Origin of the sequence: Tahibacter soli (assembly GCF_025717065.2) — a bacterium.
GTDB classification, from domain to species: domain Bacteria; phylum Pseudomonadota; class Gammaproteobacteria; order Xanthomonadales; family Rhodanobacteraceae; genus Tahibacter; species Tahibacter soli.
Genome location: NZ_JAOVZO020000003.1, coordinates 527,256 through 550,304 on the forward strand (window position 1 = coordinate 527,256; position 23,049 = coordinate 550,304).

General features: G+C 68.4%; 24 protein-coding genes. 9 read left to right on the forward strand and 15 right to left on the reverse strand.

Annotation, left to right across the window (positions count from 1 at the left end; translation table 11 throughout):
• Positions 1 to 15: 15 nt before the first annotated feature.
• Together OD750_RS04830 and OD750_RS04835 are read right to left on the reverse strand one after the other, a co-directional pair.
• Positions 16 to 1,638 carry an insecticidal delta-endotoxin Cry8Ea1 family protein gene (locus OD750_RS04830; protein ID WP_263543136.1) on the reverse strand — a complete coding sequence of 541 codons (1,623 nt, stop codon included), beginning with the start codon at positions 1,636 to 1,638 and terminating at the stop codon, positions 16 to 18.
• 111 nt (positions 1,639 to 1,749) lie between these two features.
• Entirely contained in the window at positions 1,750 to 2,340 is a 591-nt protein-coding gene (locus OD750_RS04835; RefSeq protein WP_263543137.1) for a M15 family metallopeptidase, read from the reverse strand.
• Positions 2,341 to 2,455: 115 nt separating this feature from the next.
• Here OD750_RS04835 and OD750_RS04840 point away from each other — a divergent pair, with 115 nt between their 5' ends.
• A complete protein-coding gene (locus OD750_RS04840) occupies positions 2,456 to 5,278 on the forward strand; it encodes a TonB-dependent receptor (RefSeq protein ID WP_263543138.1) in 2,823 nt (940 codons plus the stop codon).
• 14 nt (positions 5,279 to 5,292) lie between these two features.
• Positions 5,293 to 6,369, forward strand: a complete 1,077-nt coding sequence (locus OD750_RS04845; RefSeq protein WP_263543139.1) for a phytase — start codon at positions 5,293 to 5,295, stop codon at positions 6,367 to 6,369.
• Here OD750_RS04845 and OD750_RS04850 read toward each other — a convergent pair.
• The 4 genes from OD750_RS04850 to OD750_RS04865 all read right to left on the reverse strand — a co-directional run bounded on the left by OD750_RS04850 (position 6,366) and on the right by OD750_RS04865 (position 8,644).
• Positions 6,366 to 6,752: a hypothetical protein gene (locus OD750_RS04850; protein WP_263543140.1), complete on the reverse strand. Its 387-nt coding sequence runs from the start codon at positions 6,750 to 6,752 to the stop codon at positions 6,366 to 6,368. The genes OD750_RS04845 and OD750_RS04850 overlap by 4 nt on opposite strands.
• A 28-nt stretch (positions 6,753 to 6,780) precedes the next feature.
• Complete coding sequence (locus tag OD750_RS04855) at positions 6,781 to 7,509, reverse strand: hypothetical protein (protein WP_263543141.1); 729 nt, start codon at positions 7,507 to 7,509, stop codon at positions 6,781 to 6,783.
• Between the two features lie 81 nt (positions 7,510 to 7,590).
• Positions 7,591 to 7,770 (reverse strand): type II toxin-antitoxin system antitoxin, encoded by a 180-nt coding sequence (locus OD750_RS04860; protein ID WP_263543142.1) that lies wholly within the window; start codon positions 7,768 to 7,770, stop codon positions 7,591 to 7,593.
• A gap of 7 nt (positions 7,771 to 7,777) precedes the next feature.
• A complete protein-coding gene (locus tag OD750_RS04865; protein WP_263543143.1) occupies positions 7,778 to 8,644 on the reverse strand; it encodes an SPFH domain-containing protein in 867 nt (288 codons plus the stop codon).
• 133 nt (positions 8,645 to 8,777) lie between these two features.
• On the opposite strand from OD750_RS04865, the gene OD750_RS04870 reads away from it, so the two are divergent.
• The 3 genes from OD750_RS04870 to OD750_RS04880 are packed head-to-tail and all read left to right on the forward strand — an operon-like array spanning position 8,778 to position 10,458.
• Entirely contained in the window at positions 8,778 to 9,032 is a 255-nt protein-coding gene (locus OD750_RS04870) for a hypothetical protein (protein ID WP_263543144.1), read from the forward strand.
• Positions 9,029 to 9,316 (forward strand): type II toxin-antitoxin system RelE/ParE family toxin, encoded by a 288-nt coding sequence (locus OD750_RS04875; RefSeq protein WP_263543145.1) that lies wholly within the window; start codon positions 9,029 to 9,031, stop codon positions 9,314 to 9,316. Before OD750_RS04870 ends, OD750_RS04875 begins: the two co-directional genes overlap by 4 nt.
• Entirely contained in the window at positions 9,283 to 10,458 is a 1,176-nt protein-coding gene (locus tag OD750_RS04880) for an NAD(P)/FAD-dependent oxidoreductase (RefSeq protein WP_263543146.1), read from the forward strand. Before OD750_RS04875 ends, OD750_RS04880 begins: the two co-directional genes overlap by 34 nt.
• On the opposite strand, the gene OD750_RS04885 is transcribed toward OD750_RS04880, so the two are convergent.
• Positions 10,419 to 11,375 (reverse strand): hypothetical protein, encoded by a 957-nt coding sequence (locus OD750_RS04885; RefSeq protein WP_263543147.1) that lies wholly within the window; start codon positions 11,373 to 11,375, stop codon positions 10,419 to 10,421. The two genes, OD750_RS04880 and OD750_RS04885, sit on opposite strands and share 40 nt — an antisense overlap.
• The gene (locus OD750_RS04890; protein ID WP_263543148.1) at positions 11,372 to 12,811 is read right to left on the reverse strand and encodes a transglutaminase-like domain-containing protein; all 1,440 of its coding nucleotides are present in this window, start codon (positions 12,809 to 12,811) and stop codon (positions 11,372 to 11,374) included. Before OD750_RS04890 ends, OD750_RS04885 begins: the two co-directional genes overlap by 4 nt.
• A 120-nt stretch (positions 12,812 to 12,931) precedes the next feature.
• On the opposite strand from OD750_RS04890, the gene purT reads away from it, so the two are divergent.
• From purT to OD750_RS04905, 3 genes are read left to right on the forward strand one after another with little or no spacing between them, the layout of a single operon-like run.
• Positions 12,932 to 14,113: a formate-dependent phosphoribosylglycinamide formyltransferase gene (gene purT, locus OD750_RS04895; RefSeq protein WP_263543149.1), complete on the forward strand. Its 1,182-nt coding sequence runs from the start codon at positions 12,932 to 12,934 to the stop codon at positions 14,111 to 14,113.
• A gap of 25 nt (positions 14,114 to 14,138) precedes the next feature.
• Positions 14,139 to 15,650, forward strand: a complete 1,512-nt coding sequence (locus OD750_RS04900) for an FMN-binding glutamate synthase family protein (RefSeq protein ID WP_263543150.1) — start codon at positions 14,139 to 14,141, stop codon at positions 15,648 to 15,650.
• On the forward strand, positions 15,647 to 15,919 hold the full coding sequence (locus tag OD750_RS04905) for a hypothetical protein (RefSeq protein ID WP_263543151.1): 273 nt from the start codon (positions 15,647 to 15,649) through the stop codon (positions 15,917 to 15,919). The genes OD750_RS04900 and OD750_RS04905 overlap by 4 nt, the downstream gene beginning before the upstream one ends.
• Positions 15,920 to 16,227: 308 nt before the next feature.
• Here OD750_RS04905 and OD750_RS04910 read toward each other — a convergent pair whose 3' ends face one another.
• The 7 genes from OD750_RS04910 to OD750_RS04940 all read right to left on the reverse strand — a co-directional run bounded on the left by OD750_RS04910 (position 16,228) and on the right by OD750_RS04940 (position 22,240).
• A complete protein-coding gene (locus OD750_RS04910) occupies positions 16,228 to 16,512 on the reverse strand; it encodes a hypothetical protein (RefSeq protein WP_263543152.1) in 285 nt (94 codons plus the stop codon).
• A gap of 75 nt (positions 16,513 to 16,587) precedes the next feature.
• Positions 16,588 to 17,322 (reverse strand): arginyltransferase, encoded by a 735-nt coding sequence (locus OD750_RS04915; protein ID WP_263543153.1) that lies wholly within the window; start codon positions 17,320 to 17,322, stop codon positions 16,588 to 16,590.
• A gap of 35 nt (positions 17,323 to 17,357) precedes the next feature.
• A complete protein-coding gene (locus OD750_RS04920) occupies positions 17,358 to 17,840 on the reverse strand; it encodes a DUF421 domain-containing protein (protein ID WP_263543154.1) in 483 nt (160 codons plus the stop codon).
• A 19-nt stretch (positions 17,841 to 17,859) separates the two neighbouring features.
• Complete coding sequence (locus tag OD750_RS04925) at positions 17,860 to 18,312, reverse strand: hypothetical protein (RefSeq protein WP_263543155.1); 453 nt, start codon at positions 18,310 to 18,312, stop codon at positions 17,860 to 17,862.
• A complete protein-coding gene (gene tesB / locus OD750_RS04930; protein WP_263543156.1) occupies positions 18,309 to 19,190 on the reverse strand; it encodes an acyl-CoA thioesterase II in 882 nt (293 codons plus the stop codon). Before tesB ends, OD750_RS04925 begins: the two co-directional genes overlap by 4 nt.
• Positions 19,191 to 19,239: 49 nt before the next feature.
• Positions 19,240 to 19,899 carry a DUF502 domain-containing protein gene (locus OD750_RS04935; RefSeq protein ID WP_263543157.1) on the reverse strand — a complete coding sequence of 220 codons (660 nt, stop codon included), beginning with the start codon at positions 19,897 to 19,899 and terminating at the stop codon, positions 19,240 to 19,242.
• 22 nt (positions 19,900 to 19,921) lie between these two features.
• A complete protein-coding gene (locus OD750_RS04940; protein WP_263543158.1) occupies positions 19,922 to 22,240 on the reverse strand; it encodes a bifunctional serine/threonine-protein kinase/formylglycine-generating enzyme family protein in 2,319 nt (772 codons plus the stop codon).
• 165 nt (positions 22,241 to 22,405) lie between these two features.
• Between OD750_RS04940 and OD750_RS04945 the strand changes: the two genes are divergently transcribed.
• Positions 22,406 to 23,026: a P-loop nucleotide/nucleoside kinase family protein gene (locus OD750_RS04945; protein WP_263543159.1), complete on the forward strand. Its 621-nt coding sequence runs from the start codon at positions 22,406 to 22,408 to the stop codon at positions 23,024 to 23,026.
• The last annotated feature ends 23 nt before the right edge of the window (positions 23,027 to 23,049 follow it).

The following is a 23,049-nucleotide window of genomic DNA, read 5'->3' on the forward strand; positions in this document are numbered from 1 at the left end:
GCCGCGTCGAATGTTTCAGGCTTTGTTCAACCGCTCGTAGTAGTCCGCGAGCGGCGTGAACGCGACGTACATTTCCGACATGCGGTTCGACAGCCGCACCGCGCCGACGCGGTGGTCGGGGTAACTCGCGTATTGGCGGATCTCGCCGGGACCGTGCTTGCCGAATTCGTGCTGCTGGCCGTTCGACAGGTGCAGGCGGATCGCGAACAGGTCGAAGTTCCACCACGTCTCGATCGCTTGAAGATGCACGCCGTCGGGAATCGTCACGACGTGCTCGGTGCCGCCCTGCGTATTGCCGAACCAGCGACCGCCGTCGCGATCGAATTCGAAGCACAGCGCGTCGATGCGGTCGTGCGAGCGCACGCGCACGGCGCGCAGCTTGCCGGGACCCTGGCGTTCGGAATCGCCGAACGCCATATCGTGTTCGTTGCCGACCATGTACGACAGGCCCGCGTAGGGGCCGGTCCACACCACGCGGTCGAGCGCGATCGGCTTGTCGTTCTCGCGGCCCGGATACATGCGCGACCAGAGTAGCGCCGGATCGTACGCCTGCGCGAGCATCTCGCGCTCGTAGGCGCTTCTCGCCTGCGCCTGGTAGAAGTCGACGCAGACCTTCGCCGGTCCCTGTTTGATCTGGCTGCGGCCGGTGTAGCTGAAGGAATGTACTTCGCGCGTGACGAGATCCTTCAGGTAGTAACCGTAGGTTCGGCCGCTGTGACCGAGTTCCTCGAGCTGTTGCTGCTCGGCGCGCCACTTCAGTTCGCCCGGTATCGCGATCGCGCCGACGAAATTCTGGTACTCCTTGATCTGCGCGTCGAGGTTGGCGAGAAAACGCGCCTTGCCCGCTTCGTCGCCGTAGATTTCCTTCGTGAACACCGCGCGCTCGCGCAACAGGCTCAGGTGCATCGTGGCGAGGTCGATCGCGAACGTCAGCGTGCCGGGCGTGTAGGTCGACTTGATGAAGCGGTCGACCACCGCGTTGAAGTCGTGCACGGCGTTGTCCATCGCGCGTTCGCGCAGCTTCGGCGTTTCGGCCTTCTGGTATTCGACGAGGTTGCGGCGAACGCCGGCGAGCGTGTCGGCGAGCGTGCGCAGGTCGTACGAATCGATGACGCCCTGCACCCAGCGGCGCATGCGATCTTCCGATTCGCGCAGCAGCGCCTCGGGCGAGCGCTTATCGTCGGGCCACAAGAGGCCGAGCACGAATTCGACCGCGCCGCCGACCGTCGGAATCTTGCCGGCGGCGGTCATGAAGATCGTGCGGATGATCATGTTGTCGCTCATGCGGCCGGCGTGCGAGTCGAGGAACGTCGCGGCGTCGGCGCCTTTCTTGCGGAACTCGTCGGCCGGGCCGATCACGAGCTTCTTGTCGTTCGTCACCGTCGCCGAACGCGCGGTCTCGACGACTTCGGGCTCGGTGAAGCGCGTGCCGCCGAAGCCCAGCGTCGGCAGCGACTCCCAGAAGCCGAGCTTGAGCTTGGCTTCCGGCACGTCGACGTCGACCGACTTGCCGGATTCGATCTCGCCTTCGAGATCGCGCAGGCAGCTGCGACACAGGTTGTCGTTGGTGTTGTACGCGGCCCAGAAGAGTTTCTTCGTCGACTGGTTCTTGATGCTCCACATGACCTTGCTGCGCATGCTCGCTCTCCTCGTGATGGGACGGGAGAACGCGCGCGACGATCCGACCCGCGCAGCGAAACCGCGGGCGTCCCCCCGAGAGATAAAAGCGAAAAATCTACCTTGCGCGAATCACACGCGCCGGCGGTGCCAGCACCAGTGCCACGGCTCGTAGGCGATGGCGTGCGGGTTGCCGCGCGGATACGACAGGGCGAAGCCGTAGCCGCCGGCATGGCGCACGAGCCACGCGAACGCCGGCGAGCGCTCGAACTCCTCTTCGAGCACGGCGAAGCCCGGTGTCGTGACGTCGAGCGCGCGACCGCTGTGATGTTCGCTGTAGCCTGGCGCCGCGCTCACCTTGAGGATGTCGGCCATCGCAAGGCCGCGCGCGACCTTTCGTTCGATGATGCCCACCTGGTATTCGACCGAGCGGAACGCGGAGACGACCTGCAGTTCGACGAGTCCTTTCGCGGCGTCGGCGCGCATCGCGAACCACGCGCGCGCGGCGTCCGGGATGAGCCATTGTGGACGTTGGGAAATGTCGTAGCCGATGAACGCGAGCGTCCGCGGTTCGGCGACGATCCGCAATCCTCGCTCGCGGCCGTAGCCGCGCGGCACGCCCATCTGCCGCGACCGCGCGACGAGTTCGCGGCGCCGCGCCGTATCGGCGGTCGCGGGCGGCGCGACGTCGGCGGGCGGGGCGGGCAGGTGTACGCGTTTCATCGCGCGAGCGTAGCAGAGCGCGGTCCCGTCGGGTCCGCCGCGTGTGCAATGCGCGTGTCACGAGAGCTTCATGCGCACGGCCTAGCTTCCTCCGCCTTTATGCCCGGGGGTTGCCATGAATCGTTCCGTCGCCGCGCGTCGTCCGCGCCGCCGCGTGTTGTGCCTGTCCGTCGTGCTCGCCCTGGCCTGCGCCGCGCCGGCGTTCGCGGCGACCGTCAGCGGCCGCGTCACCGACGCGAGCGGCGACGTCGGCTTCAAGGGCGCGCGCGTGCGCCTCGTCGAACTCGGCCGCGACGCCGCGACCGGTCGCGACGGCCGCTTCTCGTTCGACGGCGTCGCGCCCGGGCGCTACGAGCTGACGGTCGAATACGTCGGCGCGCCGCCGCACCGGCAGACGATCGAGGTCGGCGGCGACGAGGCGAATCTCGGCCTCGTGCGCGTCGGTGCCGACGTCGCGCGGCTCGACAACATCCTCGTCGTCGGCCAGGCCGCGGGACAGGCGTCCGCGATCAACCAGCAGCGCGCCGCGGACACGATCAGGAACGTCGTGTCGGCCGACGCGATCGGGCAGTTGCCCGACCAGAACGTCACCGAGGCGCTGCAGCGCATCCCCGGCGTCTCGATCACGCGCGACCAGGGCGAGGGCCGCTACGTCGTCGTGCGCGGCGTCGATCCGAATCTCAACGCGGTCAGCATCGGCGGCGTGCGCGTGCCGGGTCCGGAAGGCGATGGCCGACAGATCCAGCTCGACGTGGTTCCGTCGGAACTGCTCGCCGCGATCGACGTCGACAAGACCGTGACGCCCGACATGGACGCCGACGCGCTCGGCGGCTCGATCGATATCAAGACGGTGTCGGCGTTCGACCGCGCGGGCGACTCGCTCAAGGTCAAGGTCGAAGGCGGCTGGAACGACAACGCGGAAAAAGGGAGCCCGAAGGCGTCGGTCGGCGGCACCCGGCTGTTCAGCGTCGGCGACGGCGAACGCAACTTCGGCGTCGCGTTCGCGGCGAACTTCAATCGCAGGCACCTCGCGACCGACAACGTCGAAACCGACGGCGGCTGGAGCGAATACGAAGCCGCCGACGGCAGCACCGGTCTTGCGCCGGAGACGATCGAGCAGCGCGCGTACACGTCGATCACGCGCACGCGCGAGGCGTACGCGCTGAACCTCGACTACCAGGCGGGCGACACGACGACGCTGTACCTGCGCACGCTGTATTCGGCGTTCAAGGACCAGGAGGAACGTCAGGCGAACGCCTACGTGTTCGACGACGGCGAGGCGCTGTCGTCGGCGAACGGCGGCGCGCTGTTCGGCGACGGCGCGCGCATCGACAAGACGCTGAAGCTGCGCAGCGAAACCGCGCGCATCCGTTCGTACGACTTCGGCGGACGTACCGAGACGGGTCCCTGGGCGCTCGACTACGGCGTCGCGTTCTCGTCGTCGGACGAGCACGAGCCCGACCGCATCGACGCGACGTTCGAAGGCGAGGAGACGGACGTCGGCTTCGCCGGCGCCTCGCATCCGACGCCTTTCCTGTATGCGCGAGATCCGTCGTTCGCCGCCGACGCGGGCAACTACACGCTCGACGAACTGACGATCGAGCGCAACTACACGCACGACGAGGAGCGCCAGTTTCGCGTCAACGTGCGCCGCGAATTCGACGCCGGCGCGCCGGCGTGGATCAAGTTCGGCGCGAAGGCGCGCCATCGCGAGAAGAGCGGCGACACGAACGCGAGCACGTACGAAGGCTTCGGCGACGACGACGTGACGCTCGCGCAGCTCGCGCGCGCCGGCATCGTCTCGCCGTTCGGCGCGTTCGGCCCCGGCATCGCGCCGCGCGGCCTGCGCGATCTCATTCGCGCGTCGGGCGGCGGTTTCGAACTCGACGAAGCGGCGACGCTCGAGGATTCGCGCGGCGGCGACTTCACGCTGCGCGAAAACGTCGACGCGACCTACCTCATGGGCGGCGTCGATCTCGGCGACGCGCGGCTCGTCGGCGGCGTGCGCGGCGAGCGCACGCGCTTTCGCGCGCTCGGCAACCGCGTGCTGATCGACGACGACGCCGACCTGCCGACGATCGTGCCGCAGACGTTCTCGCGCAGCTATACCGACTGGCTGCCGAACCTCAATCTGCGCTACGCGCTCGACGACGAATGGCTGCTGCGCGCGGCGTACACGCAGAACGTCGTGCGCGCGAACTTCGCCGACCTCGCGCCGGCGGCGGTCGTGGAGATCGAGCACGACGGCGACGAGATCGAGCGTCAGGGCGAGTTCGGCAACCCCGCGCTCGATCCGTACCGTTCGCGCAATCTCGACGTGTCGATCGAGTGGTATCCGGACGACGCGCTCGGCGTATTCACGGTCGGCGCATACGCGAAACGGATTCGCGATTTCGTCGTGCGCGCCGATCTCGCCGGCAGCGGCGACTATGCCGACTACGACGAGGCGATCGTGCCGATCAACGGCGATACCGCGAAACTCTCCGGCATCGAATTCGGCTGGACGCGTCGTCTCGGCGACGTCGCACCGTGGCTCGACGGTCTTCTGATATCCGCGAACGCGTCGTTCTCGCACAGCGAGGCGCAGCTCGCCGGCCGCGACGGCGACCTGCAGCTGCCGAACCAGTCCGACCGCAACGCCAATCTCGTGCTCGGCTACGAACGTCGCGGGCTCGACCTGCGACTCGCCGCCGCGTACATCGGCAAGCGGCTCGTGCGCGTCGACCACATCGCCGACGAGTCGCTCGACGTGTTCGAAGCGCCGCATTTCCAGGTCGATTTCACGGCGAAGTATCGCTTCGACCCGCAGTGGCAGGCCTACCTCGACGTCGCGAACGTCACCGACCGGCCGCTGCGCGAGGCGTATCGCAACGGACTGCTGTCGCGCTACGAGCGCTACGGGCGTACCGTGCAGGTCGGCGTCGAGGCGGAGTTCTGACGATGGGCGGCGGAATGAAAAAAATCGCGTTGTCAACAATGCTGCTGCTCGGTGCGTGCGCGGGCCATGCGCCTCGCACCGCGGCGCCCCGCGCGGTCGAACCCGTCGTCGCCGAAGCGTGGATGAGCGCGGCCAGGCTCGCCGACAACATCGACTCGGTGGCCGTGTGGCACGCGCCGGACGGCGCGGTGCGCGTCTACGCGAGCGCGAAGAAGACCGACCGCGTCGTCGTGTTCGACGCGGCGGACGGCCGCGAGATCGGTTCGATCGGCGCGAGCGGCGCGGCGCCGGGGCAGCTGTCGCGGCCGAACGGCGTTGCGATCGTCGACGACCGCCTGTACGTCGTCGAGCGCGACAACCGTCGCGTGCAGGCGTTCGCGCTGCCGGGCGGCGAGCCGATCGGCCATTTCGGCGGCGGCGATCTCGTCAAACCCTATGGCGTGTGGATCGATGCGCGCGGCGAGCGCCTGCGCGTCTACGTGACCGACAACTACGAAACCGCGGCGGAAACGACGCCGCCGCCGGCCGAGCTCGGACGGCGCGTGCGCGTGTACGACGTCGCGCGCCGCAATGCGTTCGACGCGAAACTCGTGCAATCGTTCGGCGCGACGTCGGGCGATGCGATCCTGCGCGTCGTCGAATCGATCGCGGGCGACCCGGCGTACGATCATCTCCTGATCGCCGACGAGGAACTCGCCGGCGGCAGCTTTACGCAATTGTATACGTTGCGCGGCGAGCCCGCGCAGCGCAAGCTCGGCGTCGAGGCGTACCGGCACCAGGCCGAAGGGCTCGCGCTGTACGCGTGCGACGACGGCGACGGCGTGTGGATCGCGTCCGACCAGGACCCGCGCGAACAGCGGTTTCTGGCGTTCGATCGCAGGACGCTCGCGTTTCGCGGCGCGTTCAAGCCTGCGAAGACGCGCACGACCGACGGTATCGCGATCGACCGGCGCGCGAGCGCGCGCTTCCCGGCCGGCGCGCTGTACGCGCAGCACGACAATCGCGCGGTGGCGGCGTTCGACTGGCGCGACGTCGCGCGCGCGCTCGGCGTGCGCGACGACTGCGTGGCCGCCGCACGAGAGCGTCTTTAGCCGAGAGGCGGCGTCATGTACACCGTGACGCCGCCGCAGGACTGGGCTGCTTCGGGTGCGGCTTCGATGACCACGAAATAGCGCTCGTGCTGGAGCTGCACGAATTCGCCGGTGCCGGCGCCCGACGCGTCGAGGTACTGGCAACGCGTCAGCGGTCCGGGCGGCTCGTTGCAGATGGCTACGACGATGTCGAAGCCCGCCACCGGCTGGAATACGTAGTTCGCCCACTGTGTCGGCGCGGACGACCGGTCGACCTCGAACACGACGTCGTCGGACGCGAGCCGTATCGCGCCGGCGTCGAGTTCCGTGACGGTGTTCGTGCCGCAGGTGTCATAGTGCTGGACGGTCTGCCCGTTTGCGGCGGATGCGACCAGTAAAAGCATGCAGGCGATCAAGCGCATGTCGGTGGTCTCAATCGAAATGGTCCCAGAACAGGTATTCGTCGACGCGGATGTCGGTGAACACGATGTCGCGATCGCCTTGCCGCGTGTTGAACGGCGCGGTACTGGAGAATTCGCCGAGCGCGATGCCCGCAATCGCCTGCCATGGCGCGTTGTCGACCGCGAGCGAGCCTGTAGGAGGATCGTCGAAGCCCGCATTGATCCAGTAGCGCACGATGCCCGACGCGCCGACGATCGCTTCGAGCGCTACGTCGATCGAGCGCGACGACAGTATGCCGCTTCGATGCAGCAACAGATCCTCGTTGGCGGCTCTGCTCGCGACCAGCGCAGCGGTCTCGCTCGACCCCGGGTTGGACCAGGCAATCCCGAATCGCGCGATCGCCGCCGTTTGCAAAGGCTCGTCGGGTGCAGCGGAGGCAACGAGGCTCAAGAGCGTCGTGGACTGCAGCGGCGTCATGGCGTCGAGGCCGGAAAAATCGACATGGAAACTGGCCCGCATTCGCTTGCGCGGTTCGGCGACGATGCCTGCCGCATAGGCGCCGCTCGCCGAGCGACCGCTGTTGTCGATACGCGTGCGCAGGCCGCAGTTCGTGCCGGCCGCACCGGTCCACTCGCTGAAACCCTGGACGTTGCCGAGATAGGACAACGGCGCCGGCAGCGTGCACGTTTGTGCAATCGCGGAAATAGGAGCCAGAAGCAGCGCGGCGAAAACCGTTCGTAGCAAAGCGGTCGAAGTCATCGGTGCCATACCCTGAATGGCGTCGCGTCGATTCTTCGTCGCATGGCATGGCGCTGTCAATGTACAGACGGCGCACTTTGTCTAGTCTTTCGTCGCGGATTTTGTGGATTCGGCCTTGATCCGCCCGTTCTTGCGCAGCGCCTCGCGCAGCACGTACTCGATCTGCGCGTTGAGCGAACGCAGTTCGTCGTCCGCCCAGCGCTGCATCGCGTCGAGCACCGGCGCGCTGATGCGCAGCGGGTAGGCCTTCTTGTCGTTCACGCCGGCCTCAGTGGTGCAGCGTGCCGGTGTTGACGACCGGCTGGGTCGAGCGCTCGCCGCACAGCACGACGAGGAGGTTCGACACCATCGCCGCCTTGCGCTCTTCGTCGAGCGTGACGACGCCGCGCTTGCTCAACTGGTCGAGCGCCATCTCGACCATGCTGACCGCGCCCTCGACGATGCGCGACCGCGCCGCGATGATCGCGCCGGCCTGCTGACGCTGCAGCATCGCCTGCGCGATTTCCTGCGCGTAGGCGAGATGGCTGATGCGCGCCTCGACCACGTCGACGCCGGCCCGGGCCAGACGCTCCTGGATCTCGTCGCGCAGATGCGCGTTCACTTCCTTGCCGTGGCTGCGCAGCGACGGCGAATCGGTGTCGTGGGAATCGTACGGATAGCGCGTGGCCATCTGGCGCAGCGCCGCTTCCGACTGGATGTGCACGAAGTTTTCGTAGTCGTCGACCTGGAACACGGCCTCGGCGGTGTCGACCACCTGCCAGACGACGACCGCGGCGATCTCGATCGGATTGCCGTCGTTGTCGTTGACCTTGAGCTTCGACGATTCGAAGTTGCGCACGCGCAGCGATACGTCGCGCTTGGCGTAGAACGGGTTGGTCCAGCGCAGCCCTTCTTCGCGCACGGTACCGACGTAGCGGCCGAACAGCTGCATCACCTTGGCCCGGTTCGGCTGTACCTGGAAGAAGCCCTTGCTCAGGAACGCCAGCAGCACGAACAAGGCAATGCCGAGCAGGGGGCCGCCCGGCGCGCGGCTGCGGGCGCCGTCGATGAACAGCCAGATCGCGAACGCGTAGGCGGCGATGAGCGCGAACAGCAGCGGAATGCCGGACAGGGATCGGGAGATTCTTTCGTTCATGGGGGCGGCTCCGTGGTGTGTGTAAGAACGATATCAATTTGATATCAGATTTGGAAGCGCGCCCGGACGCCGGCGAATAGACGACGCGGGAAAAACAATGGAGTGCGATGCGCCCGGCAACAGGAGTCCTGCGATGGCCGGCCGAGCCCTGAAGAACGAAATCAACGCGATCGTCGACGCGCTGCCGGAAACGGCGACGCTCGCCGACGTCGTCGAAACGCTGCAGGCGCGTCAGATCGTGGCGGTCGAAGACCGCGACCTCGCCGCGCAGGAGCGCGATCCGGAATCGGCGCTCAATGCCGCGCTGCTCAAGGCCGTACAGGCGCTCGACGCGGGCCTCGGCATCTCCCACAACGACGTGCTGCGTCGGTACGCGCTTACTGCATGACGCTTCTGTGGTCGCCACCGGCACTGGGCGACCTCGAAGCGATCCGCAACTACCACCTCCAGCAACATTCGGTACCCACTGCCGAGCGCGTCGTCGCTCGGATCGTCAATCAGGCCACGCGCCTCGTGGTGTTGCCGCAGGCCGGCCAGCGTGTGCGCTCGCCGGTGGTGGTCGACTTACGGCGCATGCCGGTAAAGCCTTACTGGATCTACTATCGTCACTTTCTCGACGACGTGGAAATCCTGCGGATATGGCACTACCGCAAGCATCTGCTGATTCTCTGAACGCATCGGGCGATCCGGTCTGGCGCGATCCGCAGGCGGCGCGGCTGCCGGCGCTCGATGCCGACATCGACGCCGACGCCTGCGTCGTGGGTCTCGGCGGCAGCGGCCTCGCCGCCATCGAGACGTTCGTCGACGCGGGCCTCGATGTCGTCGGCATCGATCGCGACGACATCGCCGCCGGCGCGGCCGGCGCGAACGGCGGATTCCTGCTGGCCGGCCTCGCACAATTCCATCACGACGCGGTGCGCCGCTTCGGCCGCGAGCGCGCGCTCGGCATCTACCGCCTGACCTGTGCCGAACTCGAGCGCGTGTACGCCGCGTATCCGTCGTCGACGCGCCGCACCGGTTCGCTGCGCATCGCCGCCGACGCGGCCGAAGAAAGCGATTGCGCGACGCAGATCGACGCGATGCTCGCCGACGGCCTGGCGGTCTCGGCGTACGACGGCCCGGACGGTCGCGGCCTCGTCGTTCCCGGCGACGGCGCTTTCCAGCCGGCGCTGCACTGGCGGGCGGTCGCACGAAGCCTCGCCGTGCGCGGCGCGCGGCTGTTCGGCGATGCGGCGATGACGTCGGTCGAAGCCGGCCTCGTACATACGCGACAGGCGCGCGTGCGCGCGCCGATCGTCGTGATCGCCATCGACGGCGGGCTCGAGGCCGCGCTGCCGTCGCTGGCCGGCCGCGTGCGTTCCGTGCGGCTGCAGATGCTTGCGACGGACGCCGCTCTGGAATGTTCCATTTCGCAACCTGTGTACTTTCGCCACGGCCACGACTATTGGCAGCAGCTGCCGGACGGGCGCATCGCGCTGGGCGGCGGCCGGGACGTCGGCGGCGACGGGGAATGGCAGGCCGGACCCGGTGTGTCGACGCCGGTGCAGCGGCATCTGGAGACGCTGCTGCGCGAACGTCTCGGCGCGCGCGCGCCGATCGCGCATCGCTGGTCGGCGGCGGTCGCCTTCACGGCCGATGGCCTGCCGGCGTTCGGCGAGCATCTGCCCGGCGTGTTCGTGACCGGTGCGTACAACGGCACGGGGAACATCTTCGGCGGACTATGCGGTCGCGCGCTCGCGCATCTGGCGCTCGGCGAGCGCACGCAGCTGGCCGACTATCTGCTCGAAGGTCGCGCGACCGATTTCCAGTCGTAGCGGATCAGCGGCGCGGGCCAGCGTTCGCCGGTGACGTACAGGTGCGTGCCGCTCGCGTCGAAACCGATCGCTTCGCCCTGCGGCAGTCCGGCGATCGGCAGCACCTGCGGTTCGGTCGCGAACGCCTGCGCCCAGCTTTGCCCCGGCGCGCGCGCGTACAGCCAGACCGCGCGATACGTCAGCACCGCGGCCTGCGAGCCCGTCCGGTCGATCGACAGCCCGGTCGGCTGACGCGGGCGCACGCGCAGGCTCGCCGGCGGTTCGGGCTCGTTCGACGCGGGAACGCGCAGCGGGCCGAGCGCGACGGCGGTCGCTTCGCCGTCGCTGCGCAGCGGCACGCGCCACAACATCGGCGGGTACGTGCGCTTGGTGACGATCAGCGCCTGCCCGGCGTCGGCGTCGATCGCGAGCGCTTCGGCGTCGTGCGGCGCGTCGGCGTAGCGAAAGCGCGTGCGCCACGCGATCTGCGCGCGCCGCTCGACCGGCGCCTGCGCGGTCGCGCCGGCGATATCCGGTTCTTCGATCACGACGATCTCGACGCGCGGGCGCACGCCGCCGTTGTCGCCGATGTCGCCGATCGCGAGATACGCCTTGCCGTTCTCTTCGAAACTCGCGACGTCTTCCCAGTCGACGGGCTTCTTCGTGCCTTTGACGGCGTACCCGTCGACCATGACGCGCGCGACGACGGCGCCGGTCGAATCGATCGCGAACAATTCGGCGCGATCGCCCGAGTCGTTGTGCACCCAGTAGCGGTCGGCCGCGCGGCGCGACGCCGTCAGGCCGCTGATTTCCGCGAGCCGCGCATCGCGCACCAGCCCCGCGATCTGCGGCATCTCGCCGAACGTCGCCGCCACGGCGGGCATGGCGGCCAAGCTTGCGCCGGCGACCACGGCGCGCGCGATCGTCGCCCGGTTCACGGCGTGGCTTCGACGCTCTGCAGTTCGAGATTGCCGAGCGTCGAGACGCCCGCGTAGAAGCGCCACGGATCGCCGTCGCCGGCGCCGAGCGCGATGTGGCCGGCGTCGAAGCCGTTGAGCGCCGCATCGAAACTCTGCCAGCGATCGCCGATCCACGCCGTGACCCACGCGTGCGGCACGAACACGCGGTCGGCGCCGCCGAAGCTCGACGTGTAGGCGAGCCCGTCGACGACGCGCGTCGGAATGCCGAGCGAGCGGCCGAGCGCGGCGAGCAGCAGCGCGTGCTCGGTGCAGTCGCCTTCGCGCGTCTTGAGCGTTTCGAGCGCCGACGCGTAGCCGACCGAGAGGTTCTTGTCGTCGATGTAGCCGCGCACGTACGACTCGAGCTGCCGCATGCGCTCGACGTCGGTCTTCGCGCCCTGCGTCGCGGTTTTCGCGAGCGCGACGATTTCCGGCGCGTCCGACTGCAGCCACGCGTTCGGCGCGCGGTCGGCCGCGACGGGTTTGGCGTTGCCGCCCGCGGCCGGTTTCGCCGCGATCGTCACTTCGATGCGCTCGCCGTTGCGCGCGACGCGCTGCTCGTCGGTCGTCGGCAGCTCGAGCTTGCGCGTCTTGTCGCGCGGTGCGAGCGTGTAGCGCAGTCCCGACTTGAGCGCGTCCGGTTCGAGCGCGCGCGGCGCCTTGAGCAGCGCGTTCGTCAGAAGGTCGGCGCTCTGGTTCGGCGCCTGCGCGCAGGCCTTGTCGCACGCGAGCATTTCGAGCTTCATGCCGAGCAGCGGCATGACCATCTTTTGCACATTGTACTTTTCATCAATCCACGACACCGCGCTGATCGGCATGCCGGGCACGGCCATGTCCTGTTCGACGCGCACGAGTTCGCGGCGGCCGCCGGGCAGGTCGACGCTTTCGCGCCGGCCGATGCGCTTGGACACTTCGATCGCCTGCAGTCCCGACGGCTGGAACGCCAGATCCTTGTACGTCGTGCCGGGCGCGATGCCGCGCTTGAGCGCGACGAGGCGCAGGCCTTCGACGAGCAGCGCGCCCTTCGGCCACGGAACGGTCTTTTCCTGGTTCGCGCCGCCGACCTGGCTCACGACCTTGATCGCGTCGCCGTCGATCTTGCCCTGCGTGACGGTTTCGATGCCCGAGAGTTTCGACGCCGAACGGAACGACAGCGGCTTGCCGTCGGCGCTTTCGGTCACGCTTTCGGTCGTGACGATGCCGATGCCGATGCCGCCGCGGTCGATGCGCACGTCGAGCGTCTGCGTCGTGACGACGCTGCCGTCGCGCTCTTCGCGCAGGTTGTTCATCGAGCCGATCTTGCGGCCTTCGAGCGTGACGCTCATCCAGGTTTCTTCGCGGGGCGCCGCCTGCACCGATACGGTGTGTGTCAGGCCCGCGGCGGCGAGCAGGGCGACGATGAGATACGAGCGCATGAAGATCCCTTGCGTGAGTTCGCTGCGGCGACCTTACCGAGGTTCGCCGATCGAAGTCGAGCGACCGGCGGGCGATTCGCGAAGTTCCCGTACAATGCCCGCTTCGTTTCGGAGGACCGCATGAAACCGTTTGGAACGCCGCATACCGCGGGCGCGGTGCGCCTGATGCTGCTCGGCTCGGGCGAACTCGGCAAGGAAGTCGCGATCGAGGCGCAGCGCTACGCCGTCGAAGTGATCGCGGTCGACCGCTACGCGAACGCGCCGGCGATGCAGGTCGCGCATCGCAGCCATGTCATCAACATGCTCGACGGCGACGCGCTGCGCGCATTGATCGAACGCGAGCAGCCCGACCTCGTCGTGCCCGAGATCGAAGCGATCCACACGCCGACGCTGGTCGAGCTCGAAGCGAACGGCCTGCGCGTGATTCCGACCGCGCGCGCGGCGTGGCTGACGATGGACCGAGAAGGCATCCGTCGTCTCGCGGCCGAAACGCTCGCGCTGCCGACCTCGCCGTACCGGTTCTGCTCGACGCACGATGAATTTCGCGACGCGGTCGCCGCGCTCGGCGTTCCGTGCGTCGTCAAGCCGGTGATGAGTTCGTCGGGCAAGGGCCAGAGCGTGATCCGCCACGATGCCGACGTCGACGCCGCGTGGGACTACGCACAGTCCGGCGGCCGAGCGGGGCAGGGGCGCGTGATCGTCGAAGGCTTCGTCGAATTCGACTACGAAATCACGCTGCTGACCGTGCGCCACCGCGACGGCACGGGCTTCTGCGAGCCGATCGGGCATCTGCAGGTGGACGGCGACTATCGCGAGTCGTGGCAGCCGCAACCGATGTCGGCGCTCGCGCTCGATCGCGCGCGGCACATCGCGCGCGTCGTCACCGACAACCTCGGCGGCCACGGCGTGTTCGGCGTGGAACTCTTCGTGCGGGGCGACGAAGTGATCTTCTCGGAAGTGAGTCCGCGCCCGCACGACACCGGCCTCGTCACGCTGATTTCGCAGGAGCTGAGCCAGTTTGCGCTGCATGCGCGCGCGATACTCGGCCTGCCGGTGCCGGCGATCCGCCAGCTCGGGCCGTCGGCGTCGTGCGCGGTGCTCGTCGAGGGCGACGGCGCGGGTCCGACGTATCGCGGCGTCGCCGAGGCGCTCGCCGAGCCCGACACGATGCTGCGCCTGTTCGGCAAGCCGGAGGTGCGCGGCCGGCGCCGCATGGCGGTGACGCTCGCGCGCGACGCCGACGTCGACGCGGCGCGCGCGAAGGCGAGGCGTGCGGCACAAAAAATCATTGTGGATATTTGAAGCGGCGCTGCGGAGGCATTGACCGATGCAAGCAGGACTCTCGGGGTGGGTGCTCGGCACGATCGAGCTGATGTCGGCGCTGTTCCTGCTCGTGGTCGGCACGGTCGTGCTGGCGACGCTCGTGTTCTTCGTCGTCGACCGCAATCAGACGCGCAGCGCCGTGCTGCGCAACTATCCGGTCATCGGCCGCTTTCGCTACTGGTTCGAGCACCTCGGCGAATTCTTCCGCCAGTATTTCTTCGCGATGGACCGCGAGGAGCTGCCGTTCAACCGCGCGCAGCGGCAGTGGGTCTATCGCGCCGCGAAGGACGTCGACAACACGCGCGCGTTCGGCTCGACGCGCGATCTGAAGCCCGAAGGCACGGTGTTCTTCATCAACACGGCGTTTCCGACGCTCGATGAGGATGCGGTCGAGCCCGAGCCGCTCGTGATCGGTCCCTACGCGCGCGAGCCGTATCGGCACGCGGCGTTCTTCAACGTGTCGGCGATGAGCTTCGGCGCGATCTCGGCGCCGGCCGTGCGCGCGCTGACGCGCGGTGCGAAGATGGCCGGCGTGTGGGTCGACACCGGCGAGGGCGGCCTCGCGCCGTACCACCTGGAAGGCGGCTGCGACATCGTGTTCGAGATCGGCACGGCGAAATACGGCGTGCGCACCGACGACGGCCGGCTCGACGACGCCAGGCTGCGTGCGGTCGCGGCGCATCCGCAGGTGAAGATGATCAACGTCAAACTCGGACAGGGCGCCAAGCCGGGCAAGGGCGGCGTGCTGCCGGGCGCGAAGGTGACGCCGGAAATCGCGGCGATCCGCGGCATTCCGGTCGGCGCCGACTCGATCAGCCCGAACCGGCATCCGGAAATCGCGAACGTCGGCGAGCTGCTCGACATGATCGCGCACATCCGCGACGTCACCGGCAAGCCGACCGGCTTCAAGGCGCCGCTCGGCGACGTCGACTGGATTGCGCAACTTTGCGACGAAGTGCACAAGCGCGGCATCGAGAGCGCGCCGGACTTCATCGTCGTCGACGGTTCGGAAGGCGGCACCGGCGCGGCGCCGCAGTCGCTGATGGACGGCGTCGGCCTGCCGCTGCGCGAGGCGCTGCCGCTGCTCGTCGATACGCTGATCCGCGCGAACTTGCGCGAACGCATCCGCGTCGTGTGTTCGGGCAAGTGCATCACGCCGTACGAAGTGGCGTGGGCGCTCGCGATGGGCGCCGACTTCGTCAATTCGGCGCGCGGCTTCATGTTCGCGCTGGGCTGCATCCAGGCGCTGCAGTGCAACCGCAACACGTGTCCGACCGGCATCACGACGCACGATCCGCGGCTGCAGCGCGGCCTCGTGGTGACCGACAAGGCCGAGCGCGTCGGCCACTACGCGGCGAACCTGATGCGCGAGGTCGGCATCATCGCGCACGCGTGCGGCGTGCGCGAACCGCGGCAGCTGCGGCGCTGGCATGCGCGCGTGGTCGGCGACGACGGCCTTTCGCGTAGACTCGACGAACTCTATCCGTATCCGCCGAGCGCCGGAGCCTCGCAGTGACCGAAACGTCGTCCTATGCCGTCTACCTTTTTCCGCAGGCGCTCGAAGCGCTCGGCGAACCGATCAAGCCGTACGTGCAGGAAGGTCCGGGTGGCACACATATCGTCTGCGCCGAAATCGACGTATCGGGACCGCTGTTCGGCCTGACCCTGACCGGCCGCGATGCGCAGGGGCGCTCGAGCGAACTCGAAATCATGATCCCGCACGCGATGGTGAAGCTCGTGATGTCGATCCACAGCGAGCACGGCTTCGGGTTCAAGCAGGCGTGAGCCGGCGGCCCGGTTTTCGGGGTTTCCGAATCTGAAAAACGGCGACGCAGGCCGCCCCCCGGCAAGCCTGCGTCGTGATGTTCCCCGCCCGCTGTTCCTGGGTCGCACTCGAAAGGTCTGGCGAGAGAGGGCGCCGCCCTCTTCCATGCCGGGGTCAGGCGCGGTCCCGAACGACACCCTCTCACGCCAGACCTTTCGACGGGCGCTCCTCGCCCGTCGGTTACCCAGAACGTAAAAGGGCGCCGAAAACGAACACGGCAGGTACAGTGTTTCGGTTTCGTTCAGGTTGGCCCGCCCGAATGGCGTGCTTACGGCATTGCCGCGGCGTCGATGCGATCGAGCTGAACGACGATGCGGCCGTATTCCTGGCTCTTGAGCTCCACCGTCTTGTTCGACGTGCAGCCGACGACGAGACCGCCGATCTTTTCGCCGTTCACGAACAGCGTGACGCCTTTCTTCGAATCGTGGCTCTGTTTGAGGATCGACGCCCACGCGCCGCCGCACTGGTCGATCGCGGGTTCTTCGGCGGCGTGCGCGACGGGTACGGCGGCGGCAACGAGAACGAAAAGGGTTGTGCGCAACGGTCGGTTCATGGCGGCTCCAAGGATGTCGGAACGACAAACGGCGGGCGACCGGCGGACCGAACACGCTATCGGGCCGCGCGGCGATCAGTCTTCCGCCACCGCCGTTTCGGCGTCGTCCGCCAGATCGACCCATTGCCCGCCGCGCACGACCTGCAACGGCCGGTACAGCCGCTTGTAGTCCATTTTGGGGTGCCCGGCGATCCAGTAGCCGAGATACAGGTGCGCAAGACCCGCGCGCCGCGCCCAGGCGAGCTGCTGCAGGATCGCGAACGTGCCGAGTCCGCGCGCGGTCTCCGCCGGATCGTAGAACGTGTACACGGCCGACAGGCCTTCGGCGCAGACGTCGGTGACGGCGACGCCGAGCAGCCGGCCGTCCTTGCGCAGCTCGAGAAACCGCGTCGGGCTCCAGTGCGTGTAGAGAAACCGCGCGAAGTCGTCGGGCGCGGGATGGTCCATGCCGCCGTCGGCGTGGCGCGCGTCGAGGTAGCGGCGGTACAAATGGAAGTATTCGGCCGTATAGGCGGCCGGAACGTCGGCGACCGCGAGGTCGGCGTTGCGCGCCAGACACCGGCGCTGGCTGCGGTTCGGCACGAACGCGGCGGCCGGCACGCGGCACGGCACGCAGGCGCGGCACTGCGCGCAGTGCGGGTGGTAGACGTGGCCGCCGGCGCGACGAAAGCCGCGCGTCAGCGCAAGGCCGTAGATTGCCGCGAGATTCGGCGCGCTCGGATCGATCACGAGGTTCTGCGCGCTGCGGTCGGCGTAGTAGCCGCAGTCGTGCGGCAACGTCTGGAAGAGGCGTACGACCTCGGATTTCATGCGCGCAGATTACGACAGTTCGCGTAGTCGTGCCGTCAGCGCGGCGCCGGCGCCGCGTCGCGCTTTTTGACCGAGATCGCGCCGTTGGTTTCGAGCACCGCCAGCTCGATCTCGTCGACGCCGAAACAGCCCGCGCGGCGCAGCGCGGCGTGCAGCTCGGCGTCGGAAATCTGGTTCTTGGCGAGCGCCTCGTGCAGCACGCGCCCGTGCAGCACCAGGAGTTCCGGGCTGCCTTCGATCACGCGCTCGATGCGCGGGCTGTAGAGGCTCAGGGCGCCGAACAGGTAATTCCAGCCGACCAGTACCGCCGCAACGATGAGTCCGCCCAGGAGCGAGTTGTCCGGCCCGAGCATCGCGTTCTGCACGGCGTTGGAGATGATGAGGAGCAGCAGGAGATCGAACGGCGTGAGCTGGCCGACCTGGCGCCGGCCGATCAGGCGGATCATCGCGAACAGCGCGAGAAACACGACGCTGCCGCGAATCACGAGCTCCCACCACGGCACGGACAGGGTCCACATGGCGCGCTCCTCGTCGGCGTTACTGCACCTTGACCGGGATGACCTCGCGCTTGGGCGGCTGCGGCTTGTCGCCGTACACCTGGCAGCTCTTGAGCGCGAGCATGACCGACATGATACCGACCACGGCGAGCGCGGCCATGCGCGCGCGGCTCGCGACCGAGCGGTGGCGCGCCGGGCCGTAGGGGCGCGTGGTTTCTTCGCGCAGCGTGGGAATCTCGTCGCTGTAGCGCGTCGGCGGCTCGATGCCGGCTTCGCGCAGAAGCTCGCGCGCGCGCGTCTGGTCGTTCGCGTTGACCACCCACACCTGCGGCCACGACGCGACGTCCGGCCGCTGGCTGTAGCTGAACTTCTTCCAGTCGGCACCCTTGTACGAGCTGCGATTGGATACCGTGGTTTCGATGGCGTGCGTGTTCAGAAGCTCGACCACGCGGTCGATGTTCTCGTTGCGCAGCGAGGTGTAGACCTGTCTCATGCTTTGCGTGGCTCCACCGGCGCGAGCCGGATCAGTCCTTCCTGCGCGGTGCTCGCGACGAGCACGCCCTCGCGCGTGTAGATCATGCCGCGCGACAGGCCGCGCGCGTTCTGCGCGCTCGGGCTGTCGCACGAATACAGCAGCCAGTCGTCGACGCGGAACGCGCGATGGAACCACAGCGCGTGGTCGAGGCTCGCCATCTGCACGTTCGGCTGGAAGTACGAGATGCCGTGCGGAAACGTCGCGGTGCCGACCAGATGAAAATCGGACGCGTAGGCGAGCATCGCGCGGTGCAGGTCGGGCGCGTCCGGCGCGCGGTCGGACAGGCGAAACCACACCTGCTGATACGGCGGCCGTTTCGGCGGGTTGAACTCGTTGCGCGGATACACCGGCCGGAACTCGAACGGACCTTTCATGCCGAGCCAGCGTTGCAATTTGACCGGAATCTTCGCGAACTCCTCCGGCGGTATCGGCTCGGGCGGATGCAGGTCTTCGGGCATCGGCACCTCGGGCATCGACAGCTGGTGCTCGACGCCCGGTTCTTCGATCTGGAACGACACGGTGCACACGAAAATCGGCTGGCCGTGCTGGACCGCGACGACGCGGCGCACCGAAAAGCTGCTGCCGTCGCGCGTGCGTTCGACCGAATAGACGATCGGCGCGTCGATGTCGCCGGCACGCAGAAAATACGCGTGCAGCGAATGCGCGTAGCGCGGGCCGTCGACGGTTTTCTGCGCGGCCGACAGCGCCTGGCCGAGCACCTGGCCGCCGAAGACGTACTTCGTGCCGATGTCGCGGCTCTGGCCGCGGAACAGATTGTCCTCGAGCCGTTCGAGCGCGAGGAGGTCGATCAGTTCGTGAACGACGGGGCTGGTCATGGGCGGTTTCAAACGAAAGGGCCGCGCATTATACGGGCGAGTATCGCCGTCAGGGCTTGGCGGCGTCGCCGTCGATGCCGGGCAGCGGGGTCTCCGGCGCCACGGCGCCGACCGACAGCACGAACGCCATCGCCTGATCGACGCTCCAGTCGGTCGCGGTGAGCTTCGCCAGCGGTACGATCTCAAGATAGCCGCCGGTCGGATTCGGCGTCGTCGGCACGTAGACAGCGGCCATTTCGCGGCCGTCGGCGTCCGCGAACACGCGCGTGACGAAGCCGATCGTTTTCAATTCCGGCGACGGAAAGTCGATCAGCACGACACGCTGCGTGCCGTTCGGCTTGTTCTGCAGCATCGCCATCAGTTTCTTGGTGCCGCCGTAGACCGAGTGCACGAGCGGGATGCGCTCCATCATGCGGTCGAACGCGGCGAGCAGGCGCTGGCCGATCACGCGGTTGGCGACGAGGCCGACGACGTACAGGGTCACGATCGTCGCGACGAAGCCGATGATCGAGATCACCCACGGCGAATCGAACACCGCGGCGGCGCGCGGGAAGATCGCGCCGAGTCCGAGCAGCATCGGTTTGATGATCGGCGTGCCGAATTCCGACAGCAGCGAGACGACGAAGCGGAATACGAGAAACGTGATCCACAACGGAACAATGGTAAGAATTCCGGTGATCAGGTAACGCTGCAGATAAAGCGGGCGCATAAGTCCTTGCCGGTTTTGCGTATCAGCGCGTCGATGCGGTCATCGTCGCCGGAAAGCTCTCGGCGGTGACTTCGCGCAGCACGCGAAAGCCGATCGTCGTATAGCCGATATCGGGGTTGCCGGCGCCGCGGCGCGTGAGCGCCTCGTCGTCGGGACCGTCGCGCCACGACGTGCCGCGGAAGATGCGTTCGGGGCAGGCGTCGGCCTGCATCAGCCGCGCGACCGGCGCGCCGACGCCGCAGTCGAGCGTCCACTCGCCGACGTTGCCGGCGAGGTCGTAGATGCCGAGCTGGCTCGGATGGTAGCGGCCGACCGGCGCGGTATGCGGAAATCCGTCGCTGCACTTGTAGCGGCTCGTGAACGCGATCAGGCGCGAGCCCATGCTCGCGTCGGCGACGTTGCCGAGCTTGCACGCGTCGCCGCGGCCGATGCCCTGCGCCGCGTGCAGCCACTCGGTTTCGGTCGGCAGGCGGTACGTGGCGCCGGTTTCCTTGCTGAGCCAGCGCGCGTAGGCGTGCGCGTCGAGCCAGCTGACGCAGACGGCCGGTTCGTCGTCGCCCTGGCTGAAATCGGGATCGCGCCAACTCAGGCTCTTGAGCCGCGACAACGGCCGCATCGGCTCGCGGCAGCGCGCTTCGGGGCGGCCGGTCGCCCGCGCGAACGCGGCGTATTGCGCCTTCGTCACCTCGACGCGGCCGATCGCGAACGGATGGTCGAGCAGACGGCTGCCGTAGCTCGCCGGCACGAAGACGAGCGCGGGGCCGCCGGCATCGGACACCGGTGCGCCTTCGTTCGGCAGCGCCGAGAGCTGCGTTTCGGCGTCGCGCCACGCGGCGAGCAGTTCGGGCTGGTCGGCGCCGAGCGCCTCGGCGTACGGTTGCAGCGCGGCGACGGTGCCGCGGTCGAGCGCCTTGCGCGCGGTGTCGAGCCGCGTGTCGAACGCGGCGCGTCGCGCGACGAGGAAGTCGTTCCATGCGGGCGTGCCGACGAGCGATGCGCGTTCGGCGAGCATGCGCGCCTGCTGCTGACCTTCGCGCACGGCGTCGAGATTGTTCTTGCGCAGCGCGGTGTCGACGTTTTCGCCGAGCGACTTGACGATGTCGGCGACGCCTTGCGCCGCGGCCGGATTGGCCGGTTCGAGCGCGAGCACCGCGAGATAGTCTTCGGCCGCGTTGTCGCCGGCCGGCGCGATCAGCTTCGCGGCCTTGGCGCGCGCGGCTGCCGATTCGAGCTTCGCGGCGATCTCCTTGGCGCGCTGCTCGGCCGCATCGGGGCCGGCGGGCGGGGCGGCGGGCGGCGGCGTCGCGGCGGCCGGTTCGTCGTCGCGGATCAGGCGCTGCAGCAGGCTCGACGGCGCGGCGGCGGCGGTCGGATCGGCGGGGTTCTGTGCGGCGGGCCACAACAGCATGCCGAGGAGTACCGCTGTGCCGGCGACGGCGCTGACGCCGACCCACAGGCTGGCCGGCACCGCCGCGAGCTTTTCGCGCCAGCCGGCTTCGGGCGGCGGACGGCGCTTGCGGCCGTCGAGTTCGTCCTCGACCTCGTCGAGCGCGGCGAGCATCGCGTCGGCGTTCTGGAAGCGGTCGTTCGGGTCTTTCGCCAGCGCGCGGTCGACGAGCGACTGCCATGCGCGCCGCTTCGGCGGCAGGCGCGGCACGTCCTGCTCGACGTGCGCGAGCGCGACCGAGAGCGCGTCCGGGCCGTGGAACGGCAGATCGCCGGTCAGCATCTCGTAGGCCATCACGCCGAGGCTGTAGAGGTCGGAGCGCCCGTCGATCGCAAGACCGCGCGCCTGCTCCGGGCTCATATAGCCGGTCGAACCGAGCGTCGCGCCTTCGCGCGTCATGCGGATGTCGCTGTGACGCGCAAGCGCGATGCCGAAGTCGGCCAGCAGCGGGCGGTCGAGCTTGTCGAACAGCACGTTTTCGGGCTTGACGTCGCGATGCACGATGCCCTGTTCGTGCGCGTAGGCGAGCGCCTGCGCGAGGCAGCGCAGCACGTTCAGCGCGCCGCGCTGGTCTTCGGCGAATCGCCGCGCCGAAAGGTCGCCGTTGGGTAGATAGGGAAGTGTGTAATAAAGCTGGCCGGTCGAGGCGCGGCCCACTTCGTAGATGCTGACGATGTGCGGATGGTCGAGCCGCGCGATCGTGCGCGTTTCGTTTTCGAAGCGCCGGATCAGCTCTTCGCTCGGCGTGCGCTCGGCGGCGAGCACCTTGACGGCCACCTGCCGGCCGAGCGACGTCTGCGTCGCCAGATACACGGTGGCCATGCCGCCCTGGCCTATCTGGCGCACGATGCGGTAGCCGGGAATGTCGAACGGGGTGCCCGCTGCGGCGGCCATCGGTGTCGATTCGGGTCGAGTTGGCTGCGTATTCTATCGGAAGCGCAGCTGAACGCCGTGCGCAACGTTCGATATATGGCCGATCGCGATGACGCGCGAGGCGCAAGCGATTCGTTGTGAACCCGTTCGCTGGCGAACGCAACCGCCGCGTGGCAGGCTAGGCCAATGACCATGCCGACGCCCGTGCCCCAATCGCGCTCGATCACCGCGCCGCCGCCGTCCCGTGCCGTCGCGCCGGGCCGGCGTCTCGTGGTGGCGCTGATCGGCCTGCCCGGCGCCGGCAAGAGCGTCGTGGCGCGTGCGATCGCCGACCAGCTCGGCCTGCGCCGCGTCGACCGCGACGCGATACGCCACGCGATGTTTCCGCGCTGCAGTTATAGCTTCGTGGAAAAGCGCGCATCGTTCCGCGCGCTGCTGCTGGCGCTCGAGATGAACTGCATGCTCGGCGAATCGACCGTGATCGACGGCTGCACGTTCTCGCGCCGCTCCGATCTTGAGCGCGTCGACCAGATCGTGCGCGCCCAGGGTTTCCAGGCGATACCGGTGTTTCTCGACTGCCCCTCCGACGTCGCGCGCGCGCGCATCGAACGCGACGTCGCCGAAAACCGGCATCTCGCGCGCGACCGCACGCCGGACGTCGTCGCCGAAGTGCTCGCGCGCATGGAACCGCCGCCGCCGGGTTCGCTGACGATCGACGCGACGCTGCCGGCCGCCGAAGTGTGCCGGCTCGCGGTCGAGTCGGTCGCCGCGCTCGCCGGCATGGCGCTGCCGCGCAGGCCGGCCTAGGCCCGCGCGGCACGCGGCACGCC